The organism is Arthrobacter sp. TJ-270 (assembly GCF_058269075.1).
Window position 1 is genome coordinate 574,810 of the sequence record NZ_JBZCNB010000001.1, and the last position, 16,453, is coordinate 591,262.

Sequence of the window (16,453 nt, forward strand, 5' to 3'; positions counted from 1 at the left end):
CGGCTCGTGAAGAGCCGCCGGCCTGTTATTTGTAGCGGTGGCGGGACTCGATCCCGCGACCTCACGATTATGAGTCGTGCGCTCTAACCAGCTGAGCTACACCGCCGTAAATGAGACTGCCCGCTTTCAATCTTACGATCTGCGGCGGGCCTCCCATTTGAGAGCCCCCCACCGGAATCGATCCGGTGACCTCGTTCTTACCAAGAACGCGCTCTACCACTGAGCTAGGGGGGCAACAGCAGAAAACTTTACCAGCTAATTCGCGTGCTGAAAAATCGAGCCGCGAGGTGCGTTGCCCGTCACTTTCGCACCCTCAGAACGACGACGCCGGACCCCCGCAACTGCGGAAGACCGGCGTCGTTCTATGGCACTAAAGAGAGCCCAAAATCACCACTTGTCGCGGCGTGCGGTACCCGCGCCGGCACCCTTCTTATGGCGAGGCTTGCGGTCATCGGAGTCGTGTCCGCGGTCGCTGCGGAAGTCGCCTTCATGGGCGCGCTCCGGGCGGAAGCCGCCTTCGTGCCCACGATCGCTCCGGAAGCCCTCGCCGCCCTTGCGGTGCGGCTTCTTGAAGTCGCCGGCGGGACGCTCGCGGACGGGACGCCGGCCCTTGTCCAGTTCGAGGTGAATCAGTTCGCCGCCGATGCGGGTCTTGGACAGTGCACGCCACTGATCCTTGGAGAGCTCAGCCGGGAGCTCCACCAGGGTGTGGTCTGCGCGGATATCAATCCCGCCGATCTGCGACGACGACAGTCCGCCCTCGTTGGCGATGGCACCGACGATGGAGCCGGGCATAACCCGCTGGCGACGACCGACAGCGATGCGGTAGGTCGCGTTGCCCTCGGTGAGAGTGCGAGTGGGTCCACGGGAACCGAAGGCATCCTTGCGTCCGCCTGCGCGCTCTTTCTGGCCGGCTGGAGCCTGCGGGATGTCCTTGACCAGGATCGGGTTGCCGCCCTGTGACATGACGGCAAGCGCAGCGGCGATCTCGGCGGCAGGAACGTCGTGCTCGTTCTCGTAGTTTGCGATCAGGTCGCGGAAGATCGAGACGTCCTCGGTGGCCAGGGTCTCCGTGATGCGTTCTGCAAACTTGTTCAGGCGCAGTTCGTTGACCGCGTCCGTGGAGGGCAGGTGCATCTGCTCGACCGGCTGGCGCGTTGCCTTCTCGATGGAGCGCAGCAGGTACTTCTCGCGGGGGGTGATGAACAGGATCGCGTCACCCGAACGGCCCGCACGGCCGGTGCGGCCGATACGGTGCACGTAGGACTCAGTGTCGTGCGGGATGTCGTAGTTGACCACGAGCGAGATGCGCTCAACATCGAGGCCGCGGGCTGCGACGTCCGTCGCCACCAGGATATCGATCTTGCCGTCGCGCAGAGCCTCGATGGTGCGTTCACGCTGCTGCTGCGGGATGTCACCGTTGATGGCAGCGGCCTGGAAGCCCCGGGAACGCAACTTGTCCGCCAGGTCTTCAGTAGCCATTTTGGTTCGCACGAAGGCGATGATTCCGTCGAAGTCTTCGACCTCAAGAATGCGGGTCATGGCGTCGAGCTTGTGCGGACCCATGACCTGCAGGAACCGCTGCCGGGTGTTGGCGCCGGTGGTGGTCTTGGACTTGACCGTGATTTCCTGTGGGTTGTTCAGGTACTTCTGGGCGATGCGGCGGATTGCGCTCGGCATGGTCGCGGAGAACAGCGCAACCTGCTTGTCCTCCGGGGTCCCTGCGAGGATCTGCTCCACATCGTCGGCGAAGCCCATACGCAGCATCTCGTCCGCTTCATCAAGCACGAGGTACTGCAGGTTGGACAGGTCGAGCGATCCCTTGGACAGATGGTCGATGACACGGCCGGGCGTTCCGACGACTACCTGGGCACCGCGGCGGAGTCCTGCAAGCTGCGGACCGTAGGCGGATCCGCCGTAGACGGGCAGCACGCTGAAGTTCTCGATGTGCTTGGCGTAGGAGGTGAACGCCTCCGCAACCTGCAGCGCGAGTTCGCGGGTCGGAGCAAGGACCAGGACCTGGGTGAACTTCGCAGGACCGTTGAGGTCAGCCAGCTCGGCCATCTTCGACAGTGCCGGGATAGCGAACGCTGCGGTCTTGCCGGTACCGGTCTGGGCGAGGCCGACGACGTCGCGCCCTTCCAGCAGGGCCGGAATGGTTGCAGCCTGGATGGGCGAGGGCTTCTCGTAGCCGACGTCGGACAGCGCGGCCAGCACGCGTCCGTCGAGGTTGAAGTCAGCGAACGTGACATCCGGGGTGTCAGTGTTTGCAGTTTCGGTTTCAGGGGTTTCTGAGGGCAGATTTTCAGGCATGGGGAAGTTGACCTTCACTAGGAGCCGGGCGGCTGCATGAGCCGTATGAACAGGAAATCCAGCGCTGTTTCAATCCCGCGGCAGGACCATACATTCCAGCTTCGGCCGCTATCACAACGGTGAAGTGCAATGTTCTCTGACCGGCGCTCCCTGAATGAATCTGCCCGCTTCGCTAGACGCAGCGGGCCCCAACACAACCAATCCATGCCGCTTCAAGGGCAGGAATAAAGGGAAAACCGGTGTGGGGGATGTTTCAAGTGTACCCCACGTAATCCCGCAGCCTTTCCAGCAGCGCCCTGGTTGCTACGTGAGGCTGACCACAGCTGGGCGAATTCCTACTCGGGAGTTCATTTGCATCTGAACTAGAGCATGAAAAGCTGGTGAACAAATGTAGCGCCCCATTAGCTGCCCGAAGGATGGACATGAAATCAGAACGGGAACCAACCGCACAGGAGAGCTCACTCTCCGGTAGGCAGCAGAATGGAGGTAAGGGCTTCATCCTTGCGCCCAACATCTTCTGGCCCGCCCTGATCATTATCGTGGCCGCCGCGCTGCTTGCCATCATGTTTCCCGAAGGCACGGGAACGGCGTTGGCAGCCGCGCAAAGCGGCGTCGTGGCGGTGTTCGGCCCCTACTATCTCCTTGCCGTAGCCGGCTTCGTTGTGTTCGCCGTCTGGATGGGACTGAGCCGATTCGGTGACATCAAGCTCGGTAAAGACGACGGTGTACCCGAGTTCAAACTCCTGTCCTGGTTCGCGATGCTCTTCGCAGCGGGCATGGGAATCGGCCTCGTCTTCTGGGGTGCCGCGGAGCCGTTGACGTTCTTCGTGAATCCGAAGCCCGGCGTCGAAGGTGACGCCCGGGACCTGGCCAACGCAGCCATGACGCAGACCTACCTGCACTGGGGTTTCCACGCGTGGGCGATCTACGCGGTTGTCGGTCTCTCACTTGCATACGCCATCCACCGCCGAGGTCGGCCCGTTTCGATCCGGTGGGCCCTTGAGCCGCTGCTGGGCGATCGTGTTCGCGGACGCATGGGTGACGTCATCGACATCATCGCCATAGTCGGCACCGTCTTCGGCGTGGCAACCTCACTCGGGCTCGGGGTGCAGCAGATTGCGGCCGGCCTGGTCCAGCTCGGCGTCTTCGGCGAATCCACAAGCACCCTCCTTGTGGGGCTCATCATCGTCATCACCTTCATCGCTGTCCTCTCGGTGGTCAGCGGCGTCGACAAGGGCATCAAATGGCTGTCCAACATCAATCTCGGCATGGCGGGGGTCTTCCTCCTGGCCGTACTGCTGCTGGGCCCCACGCTGTTCCTGTTCCGTGAGTTCGTCCAGTCACTCGGCGCCTACCTGCAGTCGATCGTTGGGCTGTCCTTCGACACCAGCGCCTTCGCCGGAGAGGAAGGCCGCAACTGGCAGGCTTCCTGGACCGTCTTCTACTGGGGATGGTGGATGTCCTGGGCGCCTTTCGTCGGACTTTTCATCGCCCGGATCTCCCGCGGGCGGACGGTGCGCGAGTTCGTGCTGGGTGTGCTGCTGGTTCCGTCCATGGTGAGTTTCATCTGGTTCGCGGTCATGGGCGGCAGCGCGATCGGTCGCGCATTCGACGACTTCAATGGAGGCCTGTTCGATCCGGCCGTGGGCATCGTGTCGGAGAACGTGCTGTTCAACCTGATCGAGGGGCTGCCGTTCGCCGGGGTCCTCTCGGTCATAGCTATTGTCCTGGTGGCGATCTTCTTCATCACCTCCTCCGACTCGGGCTCCCTCGTCGTGGACATGCTTGCCTCCGGGGGCGAGACGGACCCGCCGAAATGGAGCCGCGTACTGTGGGCCTGCCTGGAAGGCGCCATTGCGATTGCACTGCTGCTGGCCGGCGGCCTGGCGGCATTGCAGACCGGCGCTATCCTGACGGCGCTTCCCATCAGCATTGTCATCATCGGCATGTGCATCTCGCTCTACAAGGCGCTGAACGCCGAGCAACAGGCGTTGATTAGGGTCGAGCGGCGCCAGCGGAAGATGGAACTCGAACGCGAGATCGGCGAGCAAGTAACAGTGCAACTCTCCGACAACTTCGACGAACACTTCGGTGACCACGTCAACGACCGCACCGAGACCGCCCTGCCCAACGATTTCAACGGCCGGCCGCGCCCCTGGCTTCCCCGGCGCAGGTCAAAGCCGGGACCGGGCCGCTAGCAGCCGATAGGCTGCCCGGGAATCACGCGGGAAAGGAATTACGCGGGAAGCTTCTGCGCCTGTGCGAGCGCTTTGGCGACGTCGGGCGTGAGCTTCGCGCCGGCGTCGTACGCTGCCTGGAGCCTGGCCGCCTGGTCAGGCTCCAGGCCAGCAAAAAGCTGGCCGATTGTCACTCCGTGCTCCGGCCGGTGCTCGACGACGACGGCATCCCCCGCCTCGATGTGCCCACCCTTCACCACGCGAAGGTATGTGCCGGTCCTGCCTTCCCGGGAGAAGCGCTTCACCCAGTTGGGCTCCCCCAGGAACCGGGCAAAGTTAATGCACGGGGTCCGGGGTTCGGAGACCTCAAGGAGCACCTCACCGATGCGCCAGCGCTCACCAATGACCGCGTGTGTGGCCTCGATTCCGGAGACCCGCAGGTTCTCACCGAACTTGCCCGGCTCGATATCGCGCCCCACTTCCGCTGACCAAAAATCGGCGTCTTCCTGCGAATACGCGTAGAGGGCCTTGGAAGGACCGCCGTGATGCTTACGGCTCGCCTGGATGTCGCCGGTGAGACCGAGTCGATGCACCTTCACCTTCCCGGACGCCGCCCGCTTGTCGATGGCGGTGACGCCGGTCGAGTCCTTGGTGGGCAACAGGGCATGGACGCGACACACGGCAAGCAGGAGACCAGCACTCATGCACCGATCCTACTGGCCGGGAGCGGCTCACTTCAGGAGGCCGAGAACCCGCCGTCCGCTTTGATGAGCTGCCCGTTGATCCAGTGCCCCTGCCGGGACAGAAGAAAGACGACGACGTCGGCCACGTCGGCAGGCGTGCCCAGCCTGCCGGTCGGCTGGCGGGCGGTGAGTGCCTCACGCACTTCGTCGGTCATCCAGCCGGTATCCACCGGTCCGGGATTCAGCACGTTGGAACTGATTTTCCGCTCGCCCAGTTCGCGGGCTGCGGCAATCACGATCCGGTCGAGCGCGCCCTTCGATGCGCCGTACGGCAGGTTGTGCACGGTGTGGTCACTGGTGAGTGCCACGATCGCGCCGCCGTCGTCGGGGCACTGCTGCGCGAAGGCACGGATGAGTTGCCAGGCCGCCCGGACATTGACGGCGAGGTGACGGTCGAAGCTTTCGACCGTCGTGTCGAGGATCGACGAGTTCACGCTCTCGGCGTGTGAAAGCACCAGCCCGGTGAGCGGACCCAGTTCCGCGGCATCACGAATCAGCGCATCGGCGGTGTCCGGCTGTTCCAGGTCCGCCGGCAGGAGCGTCACTCGGGAACCGATCGCTTCCAGTTCCGCCGCAAGGTCACGCAGCTCGGCATAGGGTTCCTCGATCTGGTGGACGCGCTGGTCATAGGGGTGCCAGTAGGAGAGAACCAGGTCCCATCCGTCCGCTGCGAGAGCCCGGGCAATTCCCGCTCCGATGCCCACGGAGCGCCCGGCACCGGTGATCAGGGCTGATCGTCGCGTCATCGCATCAGTGTAGTCAGACGGTAAGTTTGGCTGTGACCCCCACCACCGGCGAAAGGTCCAGACCCATGACTGCCACAGCAATCGTCAATGCCCACGTCGTCCCGATCGAAGGCGAACCCTTTGACGGAACCGTCGTGATCGAGAATGGGAAAATCTCTGCGCTGGGAGCAGATGTCAGAGCGCCCGAGGGTGCAGACGTCGTCGATGCTGAGGGCAAGTGGCTCCTTCCCGGGTTCGTGGACGCGCACGTGCACCTTGGCACCCATGAAGAGGGTGAGGGCTGGGCCGGCGATGACACCAACGAGATGACTGACCCTGTTACTGCCGGAGTCCGTGCACTGGACGCCATCAATCCCTTCGACCCCGGATTCGATGACGCCCTCGCCGGCGGTGTTACCTCAGTGAACGTGAACCCGGGCTCCGGCAACGCCATCGGCGGGCTGACCGTCGCCATCCACTCGCACGGGCGTTACATCGAGGAGATGGTGCTTCGCTCCCCCAGCGGCCTGAAGTCGGCTCTCGGTGAGAACCCGAAGCGCGTCTACGCCGAAAAGAAGCAGACTCCCTCTACGCGGCTGGGCACTGCCATGGTGATCCGGAAAGCCTTCATGGATGCCCAGAACTACATGGGCAAGGCTGAGGAGAACGCCCGGGACCCGAAGCTCGAGGCATTGGCCATGGTGCTGCGCCGCGAGATTCCCTGGCGCCAGCATGCCCACCGCGCGGACGACATCGCCACTGCCCTGCGCATCGCGGACGAGTTCGGTTATGACCTCGTCCTTGACCACGGCACCGAGGCCCATCTGCTCGCCGATGTCCTGGCGGAGCGCGGCATTCCGGTGCTGATCGGCCCGCTCTTCACCACCAAGTCGAAGGTGGAGCTGCGAGGCCGCTCCATCGCCAACCCAGGCAAGCTGGCCGCTGCCGGCGTCGAAATTTCCATCATCACGGATCACCCGGTCATCCCGATCAACTTCCTGGTTCACCAGGCAACACTGGCTGTGAAGGAGGGTCTGGACAGCGTCACCGCGCTGCGCTCGATCACGATCAATCCTGCGAAAGTAATGGGGCTGGCCGAGCGCATCGGCTCCCTGGAGCCGGGCAAGGACGCCGACGTCGTGCTGTGGAGCGGTGATCCGCTGGATGTCATGCAACGCGCGCTCACCGTCTGGATCGGCGGCAAAGAGGTCTACCACTACGACACCGACTCCCGTACCGGCGTCGTAGCTCCCCGAGGCTGACATGGCGCGACAGTCCCGCCCCGGCCTTCCTCCGCGGCCGCTGACCATCCGGGCAGCCATCGCCGTGGAGGTGCTGGTCAGCGTCCTCTTCCTGATTGCCGCGGGATCTTTCCTGCTCTCAGCGGCCGCGCAGGAGATTGACCGGGCGGGGCTGGTAGGCCTCGGCGTTCTGCTGGGTGCACTCGCCGTCGTCCAGTTGGTGCTGGTGCTTGGATTGCAGCGGGGGAAGCGCGGCGCGCGCGAACTTCTTACGACGATCGGGCTCATTGTCGGGGTCCCGATCCTGGTCCGCAGAACGCCCGGGCTCTCGGTGGTGTGCGTGATCATGCTGATCGGCGTGGTGCTCATGTGGCTGCCGACGTCGACGGCGTGGTTCCAACAGATCAGCCCCAAACCGCAGAACAAGTGGGTGCGGCTGGCCAGCCGAACGGCCAGTCCCTTCCGGAAGCGCTGACTGCGTTCTAGAGGTTCGCGAATGCCTTTGCGAGATCCGCAATGAGGTCCTCGACGTCCTCGATTCCCACGGAGAGGCGCACCAGGTTGTCCGGAACCGCGAGCTCGGTTCCCTTCACCGACGCGTGCGTCATATCCGACGGGTAGTTCATCAGGGATTCGATCCCGCCGAGGGATTCGGCGAGCGTGAAGAGCTCGGTGGATTCTGCGACGGTACGTGCAGCCTGCTCGCCGCCCTTGAAGGACACGGAGATCATGCCGCCGAAGTCACGCATCTGGCGGGCCGCGAGCTCATGTCCCGGGTGTTCCGGAAGGCCAGGGTAGTAGACCTTCTCAACTTCGTCCCGTCCGGAGAGCCACTGGGCAATCGCGAGCGCATTCGAGCTGTGCCGGTCCATCCGCACGCCAAGGGTCTTCAGGCCGCGGGTGGTGAGCCAGGCCTCCATGGGGGCGGAGACCGCACCCACCGCGAACTGGATGAAACCCACCTTCTCGGCGAGGTCAGCGTCGTTGAGCACGACGGCGCCACCGCTGGCATCCGAATGCCCGCCAATGTACTTGGTGGTCGAATGAACGACGACGTCCGCACCAAAGGAGAGCGGCTGCTGTAGATACGGAGTGGCGAAGGTATTGTCGACGACCAGCAGGGCGCCTGCCTTCCCGGCGACCTCGGCGAGCGCCGCGATGTCGGTGACCTTCATCATCGGGTTGGACGGCGTCTCGACCCACACCATGCGGGTGTTCCCCGAAGCAACCGCCTTCTCCACCGCGTCAAGATCCGACATGTCGACCGCAGAGTTGGTGATGCCCCAGTCAGCGAGCACGCGGTTGATGAGCCGGTACGTTCCGCCATACGCGTCGTTACCCAACACGATGTGATCGCCGGGCCTCAGCGCTGCGCGGATGAGGGCATCCTCAGCGGCGAGGCCGGACGAGAAGCTGAACGCGTGCTCTGCACCCTCAAGCGCCGCGAGCTGCGCCTGCAGCGAGTCCCGGGTGGGGTTGGTGCCGCGGCCGTACTCATACCCGTTGCGCAGCTTGCCGATGCCGTCCTGTGCGAAGGTGGTGGTCTGGTACAGCGGCGGGATGACCGCGCCGGTGGTGGGGTCCGGTGTCTGGCCGGCGTGGACCGCACGGGTGTTGAAGCCGTTTCCTGAAGACATTGCTCGCCTATCCAATCGCAATAGTGATTTAGCTGCTCAGGTACGTCAGCAGGTCGTGGCGCGTAAGTATTCCCACGGGAGCCCCGACGAACGTAACCATCAGTGTGTCACTGTCCTGCAGGCGTTCACGCGCGGTGGTCACCGACTCGAGCGAACCGATGATCGGCATCTTCTCGGCCATGTGCTGGGAGATCTTGTCTGTGAGCTTGGCAGTGCCGTGGAAGATCTTCTCGGTGAGCAGCCGTTCATCGACCGACCCGAGGACCTCCCCCATGACCACCGGGGGCTCCTGGGACAGGACCGGGATATTGGACACGCCGAACTCGTTCATGATCATGATGACGTCACGGACGGTCTCGTTCGGGTGGGTGTGTACCAGGTCCGGGAGGGACCCGTTCTTTGATCGGAGGACTTCGCCGACCGTTGCCTCGTCGCCGCTGTCCATGAAGCCATAGGACTTCATCCAGTCGTCGTTGAAGATTTTGCCAAGGTAACCGCGGCCGCTGTCGGGAAGCAGGACGACGACGACATCGTCCTCGGTGAGGTCCTTCGCCGCCCGAAGCGCAGCCGTCACCGCCATACCCGAGGAGCCGCCGACCAGCAGGCCCTCTTCCCGGGCGAGCCTGCGGGTCATGGCGAAACTGTCGGCGTCGTTCACTGCGATGATCTGGTCCGGGACTGATGGATCATAGGCGTCCGGCCACATGTCCTCGCCGACGCCCTCAACGAAGTACGGCCGCCCTGAGCCGCCCGAGTAGACAGAACCTTCCGGATCAGCGCCGATGACGCGGACGGGACCGGACTCACGGTCCCTCGAGACGTCCTTGAGGTAGCGGCCGGTGCCGCTGATGGTACCGCCGGTCCCGACGCCGGTGACGAAGTGGGTGATCTGGCCCTCGGTGTCACGCCAAATCTCCGGGCCGGTGGTCTCGTAGTGGCTGAGTGGGCCGTTGGGGTTGGAGAACTGGTCGGGCTTGAACGCACCCGGGATCTCGCGGGTGAGGCGATCGGAGACGCCGTAATACGACTGGGGGCTGTCCGGCGCGACCGCTGTGGGAGTGACAACAACCTCGGCACCATAAGCAGCCAGGACGTTGCGCTTGTCCACGCCCACCTTGTCCGGGACCACGAAGATGCACTTGTAACCGCGCTGCTGTGCAATGAGCGCCAGCCCGACGCCGGTGTTCCCCGACGTGGGCTCGATGATTGTGCCGCCGGGCTTGAGCCTGCCCTCTTTCTCCGCAGCGTCGATGATCTTGACCGCGATGCGGTCCTTCACGGACCCGCCCGGATTCAGGTACTCCACCTTCACCAGGACCGTTGCGGCGATCCCCTCCGTCACCCTGTTGAGTTTGATGAGTGGGGTGTTACCGATCAGATCCACGACGGAGTTGGCGAACTTCATGGTTAACAAGTTACCGCGAGGCACCGACACTCCCCGACCTGAAGGAACTGTCACCCGCCCGTGCGAGCATTAACTCCATGACCCTCACTGCTTCCGCTCCAGCCGCCCTGTCGGCAGTCGTGGAGCCGGAGGGAGCCTATGCGCTGCTGGCCTCGGTGGGGCCGTTGCAGTGCGGTCCTCACGATCCGACAGTGATTTTCGGTGACGGCGCGGTGTGGATGGCCTTCCGGAACGACGACGGCGCGGCGACCCTGCGTCTGTCGCAGCGGGGCGGGCTGCGGTCGTCTGTGGTGCATGCGACGGCGTGGGGTCCAGGCGCCGCACGTGCCCTCGACTCTGTACCGCGGTTGGTGGGACTGCTCGATGACTGGAGCGGATTTGATGCGCCCGGCTTCGCGGCAGGCTTGCCTGAACTCGCGAGGAAAGGCCGCTATCTGCAGCCCGGTCTGCGGTTGCCCGCGACCGGAAGGATGCTCGACGTCGTCGTCCGCGTGATTCTGGAGCAGAAGGTGACTGGACTCGAGGCGAAGCGCGCCTGGCGGTATCTGGTGAGCCGCTTCGGGGATCCCGCTCCTGCCGCTCCGGGCGCGCCGCGGGAGCTGCGGCTACCTCCTACGGCCGCACAGTGGCGCCGCGTAACGTCATGGGAATGGCATCGGGCCGGAGTGGATGCGAAGCGATCTGCGGCCGCGCTGAGGGCGGCCGGCGTCGCCTCCGGTCTGGAACGGTTGGCCGGTCTCGATGCTGCCGGTGTGCACGCGGGGCTGTGCTCGATCCCCGGAATCGGTGTATGGACAACCGCCGAGGTGCTTCAGCGCACCCACGGCTGTCCGGACTCCATCTCGGTCGGGGACTTCCACCTTGCGGCGTACGTCGGAGCGGCACTGACCGGCGAGCGCACGGATGACGCGGGGATGCTCGAACTGCTCAAGCCCTGGGCCGGGCAGCGTCAACGTGTGGTGCGGATGCTCTATGCGAGCGGGTTCCGGAAGCAGGCCTACGGGCCGCGGCTTTCACCGGAGGACCACCGGCGGCGGTAGGTTCTGATTAGCAGCGTGCCCAGAGAAGAAGGATCATGCCATGCGGATTGCTGTTGCCGGAGGTACAGGAACGGTTGGCCGATACGTCGTCGAGCGTGCCCGTGAGCGCGGGCATCAGGTCGATGTGCTCAGCAGGTCGGAGGGAGTGGACCTCGCAGCCACTGAGCCGCTCGATCTGAGCGGTGTCGACGTGGTCCTTGACGTCACATCGAAGGAGACAGTCAGTGCCGCAAAATCGACGAAGTTCTTCACAACGGTGACCGGGAAGCTTCTAACTGCGGGACGGGCGGCAGGCGTCAGCCACTACCTGCTCCTCTCGATCGTTGGGATCGACCGGGCGCCCCACGGCTACTACGCGGGAAAGGTCAAGCAGGAACAGCAGCTCAGTGAAGGCGATGTGCCCTGGACAATCCTCCGCGCGACACAGTTCCACGAGTTCGCCGGCCAGATCTTCACGAGGATGAAGGCTGGCCCTGTGTCCGCGGTGCCGGCCATGCGGTCCCAGCCCGTCGCCGCCAATGAGGTAGCCGTGAGGCTGGTGGAACTTGCAGAGGCTGGCCCCTCGCAGCGAGTCTCAGACCTCGCGGGGCCTCGGATGGAGCGGATGGCCGACCTCAGCCGGCGGTGGGCAGAGGCCACCGGGGCGAAGGGAAAGGTTATCGAAGTTCCCCTTCCGGGCGGATTCGGGCGGGCCATGCGGAATGGAACCCTGCTCGCCCAGCCTGGCTCCGATATCGGCAAGCAAACCTTCGACGAGTGGCTTCAGCGCGCTCCTCGAAGAACCGTCTGAACACACCGAGGCCCGGAGCCCGACGCGTGATCGGGGATCCGGGCCTCTGGAGTGAAGTCTGGTTACGCCTGGGGTTGCGCGCCGTCAGCCTCGGCCTTGGCCTTCGCCTGCTGCTCCGCGACCTGCGCGTGGACTTCCTTCATGTCCAGCCCCTTGACGGCTTCGACCAGCTCGCTGAACTGGTTGTTATTCAGCGCGCCCGGCTGCGAGAAGACCAAAACCTTCTCGCGGAACGCCATCAGCGTGGGGATCGAGGTGATGCCTGCTGCCGCGGCGAGCGACTGCTCGGCTTCGGTGTCCACCTTGGCGAAGGTGACGTCGTCGTGCTGCTGGGACACGGCGTCGTACACGGGAGCAAACTGCTTGCACGGGCCACACCATTCAGCCCAGAAATCCACGAACACAATGTCATTCGTTTCGATGGTCTCGGGGAAGGTTGCCTCAGTGATGTCAATAGTTGCCATATCTTCACGCTAACGAGAATCGGCGCAGATGTCTCGTCCTGTTCGCTCCGCGCGAGGCCGCTTGGTACAACGGCATATGGTTCCCCCGGCGTCGTCCGACTCGGTTAACCCACTACTTGGGTTCCAGAGGTCGAGCGGACTTGAGGCCGTGATCCACCCAGCTCTGCAGTTGCTCATCCGTTTCAAGCACAGCAACGTCCACGTGCAGCCAACCGGTTACTGCTCGACCGCGCATTTCGAAACGGCGCACGTGATCGCGGTCAATCATCGTCTCCGTCTGGGTGGAATCCACGCGCAGGAGCAGTCCGCCCTGGCTACTGGCGCATACGGCCATGTTGCCGTTGATCAGAAAAGCCAACCCGCCGAACATACGTCTTTCGCTCAGCCCCGGTTCGTTTTGCACAACTTTCCGGATCCGGTTGGCAAGTTCGATGTCGTACGCCATATGGCCATTATGGTGCGGTTGCCCTGATTGGCGGTGCTACCCCGCCTACTCTTCCGCGCTTATACCGCGGAGACCATACTTGCAAGACAGACATCTTCCGAGGGGGAAACGATGAACAATAAGCACGCTCTCACCGCTGCGATACTCACGCTTCTGCTGACTGGCTGTGGAGGGACCGATGTTGGCGACGACGTGGCCGCTCCGAGCGTCCCTCCCGCAGCCGAACCCACCCCGGAACCCGAGCCAACGACAGCTGCACCTACCCAAGAACCGCCGAAGGAGGTGACAGAGGAATCCACCGAGGAGATTACCGGGGAACCCACTGAGGAGCCCACGACCGAAGCACCGGAGGTTGAAACCTCAGTGCGAGGGAACCTAGTCAAAGACATTGGTGAAGCTGCTGGCATTCTGGGTGAGAACGGCGAGCCATTAGCGACGTTCGTCGTCAACAGCATCACCCCGGACGTCATCTGCACCGAGGATTACGTCGAGCCGGCGCAGAACGGTGTGTTCCTGGCCGTTGACGTGTCAGTACAGACCTCTCCAGCGATGGCGGAACCCGACTCAATACTGACGAGCTTCGACATGTCTTCCGCCATGTTCCGAACTATCGCCCCTAATGGCACATCTTCGAACGCCAGCGCGGATACTAGCGCTACGTTGTTCTGCCTCGACGACTCCGTTCTACTTCCCAGCTCAATCGGTCCTGGTGAAAATGTAAGGGGCATAGTCTTGCTCGACGTGGAAACGCCCTCAGGAATCCTCATCTATGAGGATTATTGGACCGATAGCGGGTGGGAGTGGAACTACCCGGGCTAGTTCTGACCTCAACGCTCTACTAAAGCGAGTGTCGGCCGTAGTGGGCGCTGTCCAGCTGGGCAAAGCGAAAGGCCCGCACTCCCCTGTGTTTCTCGGGTAGTACGGGCCTTCGTGGCGAGTGGCAGATGAGGGATTCGAACCCCCGTAGGCTGTGCCAGCTGATTTACAGTCAGCCCCCTTTGGCCGCTCGGGTAATCTGCCGAACGTCTTCGAAGAAGACCACCTGCGGATCGCCGTCCGCAGGCAAAACAACTTTACAGAACATCCCGCCCATAATCGAATCGGGCGTCGGAGGCTGAAAATTAAGGGCTCGGAGGCCGCCCGCCACCGTTTCAGCCACGGATGAGAGCCGCCCGTTTCGACGGCGTGATTTAGGGTAGAAGCAGGAAAAAACCAACCTTAGAAGGAGGCAACGGTGGCCAGCGAATCCACATTTGATGTTGTGAGCAAGGTAGACAAGCAGGAAGTCGCCAACGCGCTGAACCAGGCACAGAAGGAACTCGCCCAGCGCTACGACTTCAAGGGCGTCGGCGCCGAGGTGGATTTCAGCGGCGAGAAGATCCTCATGAAAGCCAACTCCGAAGAGCGCGTCCTCGCGGTGCTGGACGTCCTGCAGTCCAAGATGATCAAGCGCGGCATTTCGCTCAAGTCGCTCGACACGGGCGAGCCGTACCCCTCGGGCAAGGAATTCCGGCTCGAAACCTCCATCAAGGAGGGCATCGCCCAGGACGTCGCCAAGAAGATCAACAAGCTCATCCGCGACGAGGCTCCCAAGGGTGTCAAGTCTCAGATCCAGGGCGACGAGCTTCGCGTCAGCTCCAAGTCCCGCGATGACCTGCAGGCCACCATGGCTCTGCTCAAGAACTTCGACGAGGCTGACCTCCAGTTCGTGAACTTCCGCTAGGCGGACCACCAACCAACGACGACGGCGACGCTCCCTTGCCAGGGAGCGTCGCCGTCGTCGTACTGGACGCAGTGCCGGGGCTACTGGAGGGCCCGGCCCGCCATACCTTCAAGTCGGGAAATGCGCTGCTCCATCGGCGGGTGCGAGGCGAACAGCTTCTGCACCCCGCCGCCGCGGAACGGGTTGACGATCATGAGATGGGACGTGTTGACCAACTGCTGACTCTGGGGCAGCGGTGCCTGCTGGGTTCCGCGCTCCAGCTTTCGCAGTGCGGAGGCGAGGGCCAGCGGGTCGCCGGTGAGACGGGCGCCGTCCTCGTCGGCGTCATATTCGCGGGTACGGCCGATCGCCATCTGGATCAACCCTGCTGCGAGCGGGGCGAGAAAGGCGAGCAGCAACGCCGCAATCGGGTTTCCACCCTGGCCGCGGTGTCCGCCCATCATGCCGGTGAAGGCAAACATCTGCGCCACGGAGGTGATGACGCCGGCGACCGCGGCTGCGACCGATCCGGTCAGGATGTCGCGGTTATAGACGTGCATGAGTTCGTGCCCGAGCACCCCGCGCAGTTCCCGCTCGTTGAGGATCTGCAGGATGCCCTGGGTGCAGCAGACCGCCGCGTTCTCCGGGTTTCGGCCGGTGGCGAAGGCATTCGGCGCCATGGTCGGCGAGACGTACAGGCGGGGCATGGGCTTGCCCGCTTTCGTGCTGAGTTCACGCACGATGCGGTACATCGCCGGTGCCTGCTGCTCCGTCACCGGAACGGCTTTCATGCTGCGGATGGCGAGCTTGTCGCTGTTCCAGTAGCTGTACGCGATCGAACCGACGCCGATCAGCGCGAAGATCCACAGGAACGCCGAACTGCGCGTGGCCGAGGCAATGACGGCGCCGAACAGCAGGAAAATCCCCATGAGGGATCCGAAGAGCAGGGCCGTCTTGGCCCCGTTGAAGTGGTTGTGCACCTGTTCTCCTTGTTGGGTTACCTACCGGTACAACGGCCGTGTGATGTCAGCTGTTCCACAGTCGCTGCGCGGCCCCTCAGCGTTCGAGGACCGTGCAGACGCACGCGCGGTTGCCCTCGCCGTCGGCCAGCACCGTGAAGGACGGCGCCTGCGAATCGTCGACGACGGCGCCTCCGGCCGCGACAGCCGCGGCGATACGGGCCTCGGCCATGTCATGAGGCACCCAGACGTCCAGATGGAACCGTTGGCGCGGAGTCTCGTGCGCGTCGGTGTCCTGGAACCAGAGCAAGGGGACGCGGCCGGCGGGGTCGACGACGTCGTCACCGTCCACGTTGCCGGCGTCGCCGGTGAGCAGGGCGGCCCAAAACGGTCCGGCGGCGGCGAGCGCGGCGGTATCAAGCGCCAGTTCCACCTCAGCGAGCGCCACCGGTTGTGGCTTAAGGCCCTGGTCACTCGCAATGGAGCTGATGGTCCGGGCGAGGTTTACATCGCGATTTGTCAGCGCTCCGACGTCGTGACTGATCAGTTTCAGGTCAACGTACGGGTAGGTGAGGGTGACGTCCGGGTGGTGGTTTGCCGCTTCGGCGGCCTCGGTGATGGCCGTGAGGAACCGCAGGCCCGCGGTGAAGCTGCCCGTACGGAACCGGGCGTGGATGCCCTGCGCGAGCTGGCGCCAGTCATCGAGCCCTGCTTCGAGAATCTGCGTGCTGGTGAGCTTGTCCATGACCCCAGTATGTCGCGGTATGGGAACGGTGTAACGGGCTATTCGTTGAGGGCTGGCGCTAACGTCA

General features: G+C 63.7%; 16 protein-coding genes and 3 tRNA genes. 7 read left to right on the forward strand and 12 right to left on the reverse strand.

Annotated features, from left to right (window positions below; translation table 11 throughout):
- Window positions 1-32: 32 nt before the first annotated feature.
- From AC4D2M_RS02740 to AC4D2M_RS02750, 3 genes are all read right to left on the reverse strand, one after another.
- A tRNA-Met gene (locus AC4D2M_RS02740) sits at window positions 33-106 on the reverse strand.
- A 56-nt stretch (window positions 107-162) separates the two neighbouring features.
- Window positions 163-234, reverse strand: a tRNA-Thr gene (locus tag AC4D2M_RS02745).
- A gap of 153 nt (window positions 235-387) precedes the next feature.
- The gene (locus AC4D2M_RS02750) at window positions 388-2,313 is read right to left on the reverse strand and encodes a DEAD/DEAH box helicase (protein ID WP_490889770.1); all 1,926 of its coding nucleotides are present in this window, start codon (window positions 2,311-2,313) and stop codon (window positions 388-390) included.
- Between the two features lie 422 nt (window positions 2,314-2,735).
- On the opposite strand from AC4D2M_RS02750, the gene AC4D2M_RS02755 reads away from it, so the two are divergent.
- Window positions 2,736-4,511 (forward strand): BCCT family transporter, encoded by a 1,776-nt coding sequence (locus tag AC4D2M_RS02755; protein WP_490889772.1) that lies wholly within the window; start codon window positions 2,736-2,738, stop codon window positions 4,509-4,511.
- A gap of 38 nt (window positions 4,512-4,549) precedes the next feature.
- On the opposite strand, the gene AC4D2M_RS02760 is transcribed toward AC4D2M_RS02755, so the two are convergent.
- Window positions 4,550-5,194, reverse strand: coding sequence for an MOSC domain-containing protein (locus AC4D2M_RS02760; RefSeq protein ID WP_490889774.1), 645 nt, complete (start codon window positions 5,192-5,194; stop codon window positions 4,550-4,552).
- A 32-nt stretch (window positions 5,195-5,226) separates the two neighbouring features.
- Window positions 5,227-5,979 carry an SDR family NAD(P)-dependent oxidoreductase gene (locus tag AC4D2M_RS02765; RefSeq protein ID WP_490889776.1) on the reverse strand — a complete coding sequence of 251 codons (753 nt, stop codon included), beginning with the start codon at window positions 5,977-5,979 and terminating at the stop codon, window positions 5,227-5,229.
- Between the two features lie 65 nt (window positions 5,980-6,044).
- Here AC4D2M_RS02765 and AC4D2M_RS02770 point away from each other — a divergent pair, with 65 nt between their 5' ends.
- Both AC4D2M_RS02770 and AC4D2M_RS02775 read left to right on the forward strand, forming a co-directional pair.
- Window positions 6,045-7,220 carry an amidohydrolase gene (locus AC4D2M_RS02770; RefSeq protein WP_490889777.1) on the forward strand — a complete coding sequence of 392 codons (1,176 nt, stop codon included), beginning with the start codon at window positions 6,045-6,047 and terminating at the stop codon, window positions 7,218-7,220.
- 1 nt (window position 7,221) lies between these two features.
- Window positions 7,222-7,674 (forward strand): hypothetical protein, encoded by a 453-nt coding sequence (locus AC4D2M_RS02775; protein ID WP_490889779.1) that lies wholly within the window; start codon window positions 7,222-7,224, stop codon window positions 7,672-7,674.
- Between the two features lie 7 nt (window positions 7,675-7,681).
- Here the strand turns inward: AC4D2M_RS02775 and AC4D2M_RS02780 are convergent, their stop codons facing one another.
- Window positions 7,682-8,836: a cystathionine gamma-synthase gene (locus AC4D2M_RS02780; protein ID WP_490889781.1), complete on the reverse strand. Its 1,155-nt coding sequence runs from the start codon at window positions 8,834-8,836 to the stop codon at window positions 7,682-7,684.
- Window positions 8,837-8,864: 28 nt separating this feature from the next.
- A complete protein-coding gene (locus tag AC4D2M_RS02785; RefSeq protein WP_490889782.1) occupies window positions 8,865-10,241 on the reverse strand; it encodes a cystathionine beta-synthase in 1,377 nt (458 codons plus the stop codon).
- A gap of 77 nt (window positions 10,242-10,318) precedes the next feature.
- Between AC4D2M_RS02785 and AC4D2M_RS02790 the strand changes: the two genes are divergently transcribed.
- Window positions 10,319-11,281, forward strand: coding sequence for a DNA-3-methyladenine glycosylase family protein (locus tag AC4D2M_RS02790; protein WP_490889784.1), 963 nt, complete (start codon window positions 10,319-10,321; stop codon window positions 11,279-11,281).
- Window positions 11,282-11,321: 40 nt separating this feature from the next.
- Complete coding sequence (locus AC4D2M_RS02795) at window positions 11,322-12,071, forward strand: SDR family oxidoreductase (protein WP_490889786.1); 750 nt, start codon at window positions 11,322-11,324, stop codon at window positions 12,069-12,071.
- A gap of 62 nt (window positions 12,072-12,133) precedes the next feature.
- On the opposite strand, the gene trxA is transcribed toward AC4D2M_RS02795, so the two are convergent.
- The gene (gene trxA, locus AC4D2M_RS02800; protein WP_490889788.1) at window positions 12,134-12,535 is read right to left on the reverse strand and encodes a thioredoxin; all 402 of its coding nucleotides are present in this window, start codon (window positions 12,533-12,535) and stop codon (window positions 12,134-12,136) included.
- A 112-nt stretch (window positions 12,536-12,647) separates the two neighbouring features.
- Window positions 12,648-12,980, reverse strand: a complete 333-nt coding sequence (locus tag AC4D2M_RS02805) for a TfoX/Sxy family protein (protein ID WP_490889789.1) — start codon at window positions 12,978-12,980, stop codon at window positions 12,648-12,650.
- Window positions 12,981-13,091: 111 nt separating this feature from the next.
- Between AC4D2M_RS02805 and AC4D2M_RS02810 the strand changes: the two genes are divergently transcribed.
- Window positions 13,092-13,799: a hypothetical protein gene (locus AC4D2M_RS02810; RefSeq protein WP_490889790.1), complete on the forward strand. Its 708-nt coding sequence runs from the start codon at window positions 13,092-13,094 to the stop codon at window positions 13,797-13,799.
- 119 nt (window positions 13,800-13,918) lie between these two features.
- Here the strand turns inward: AC4D2M_RS02810 and AC4D2M_RS02815 are convergent.
- A tRNA-Tyr gene (locus AC4D2M_RS02815) sits at window positions 13,919-14,000 on the reverse strand.
- Between the two features lie 214 nt (window positions 14,001-14,214).
- On the opposite strand from AC4D2M_RS02815, the gene AC4D2M_RS02820 reads away from it, so the two are divergent.
- Window positions 14,215-14,703, forward strand: a complete 489-nt coding sequence (locus AC4D2M_RS02820; protein WP_309071229.1) for a YajQ family cyclic di-GMP-binding protein — start codon at window positions 14,215-14,217, stop codon at window positions 14,701-14,703.
- Window positions 14,704-14,783: 80 nt separating this feature from the next.
- Here AC4D2M_RS02820 and htpX read toward each other — a convergent pair whose 3' ends face one another.
- Together htpX and AC4D2M_RS02830 are read right to left on the reverse strand one after the other, a co-directional pair.
- A complete protein-coding gene (htpX, locus tag AC4D2M_RS02825) occupies window positions 14,784-15,662 on the reverse strand; it encodes a zinc metalloprotease HtpX (protein ID WP_490889791.1) in 879 nt (292 codons plus the stop codon).
- A 76-nt stretch (window positions 15,663-15,738) separates the two neighbouring features.
- The gene (locus AC4D2M_RS02830) at window positions 15,739-16,386 is read right to left on the reverse strand and encodes a 4a-hydroxytetrahydrobiopterin dehydratase (RefSeq protein ID WP_490889793.1); all 648 of its coding nucleotides are present in this window, start codon (window positions 16,384-16,386) and stop codon (window positions 15,739-15,741) included.
- Between the last annotated feature and the right edge of the window lie 67 nt (window positions 16,387-16,453).

Coding starts and splice junctions, on each gene's coding strand:
- AC4D2M_RS02750 (WP_490889770.1), bottom strand. CDS start 2,313: ATGCCTGAAAATCTGCCCTCAGAAACCCCTGAAACCGAAACTGCAAAC.
- AC4D2M_RS02755 (WP_490889772.1), top strand. CDS start 2,736: ATGAAATCAGAACGGGAACCAACCGCACAGGAGAGCTCACTCTCCGGT.
- AC4D2M_RS02760 (WP_490889774.1), bottom strand. CDS start 5,194: ATGAGTGCTGGTCTCCTGCTTGCCGTGTGTCGCGTCCATGCCCTGTTG.
- AC4D2M_RS02765 (WP_490889776.1), bottom strand. CDS start 5,979: ATGACGCGACGATCAGCCCTGATCACCGGTGCCGGGCGCTCCGTGGGC.
- AC4D2M_RS02770 (WP_490889777.1), top strand. CDS start 6,045: ATGACTGCCACAGCAATCGTCAATGCCCACGTCGTCCCGATCGAAGGC.
- AC4D2M_RS02775 (WP_490889779.1), top strand. CDS start 7,222: ATGGCGCGACAGTCCCGCCCCGGCCTTCCTCCGCGGCCGCTGACCATC.
- AC4D2M_RS02780 (WP_490889781.1), bottom strand. CDS start 8,836: ATGTCTTCAGGAAACGGCTTCAACACCCGTGCGGTCCACGCCGGCCAG.
- AC4D2M_RS02785 (WP_490889782.1), bottom strand. CDS start 10,241: ATGAAGTTCGCCAACTCCGTCGTGGATCTGATCGGTAACACCCCACTC.
- AC4D2M_RS02790 (WP_490889784.1), top strand. CDS start 10,319: ATGACCCTCACTGCTTCCGCTCCAGCCGCCCTGTCGGCAGTCGTGGAG.
- AC4D2M_RS02795 (WP_490889786.1), top strand. CDS start 11,322: ATGCGGATTGCTGTTGCCGGAGGTACAGGAACGGTTGGCCGATACGTC.
- trxA (WP_490889788.1), bottom strand. CDS start 12,535: ATGGCAACTATTGACATCACTGAGGCAACCTTCCCCGAGACCATCGAA.
- AC4D2M_RS02805 (WP_490889789.1), bottom strand. CDS start 12,980: ATGGCGTACGACATCGAACTTGCCAACCGGATCCGGAAAGTTGTGCAA.
- AC4D2M_RS02810 (WP_490889790.1), top strand. CDS start 13,092: ATGAACAATAAGCACGCTCTCACCGCTGCGATACTCACGCTTCTGCTG.
- AC4D2M_RS02830 (WP_490889793.1), bottom strand. CDS start 16,386: ATGGACAAGCTCACCAGCACGCAGATTCTCGAAGCAGGGCTCGATGAC.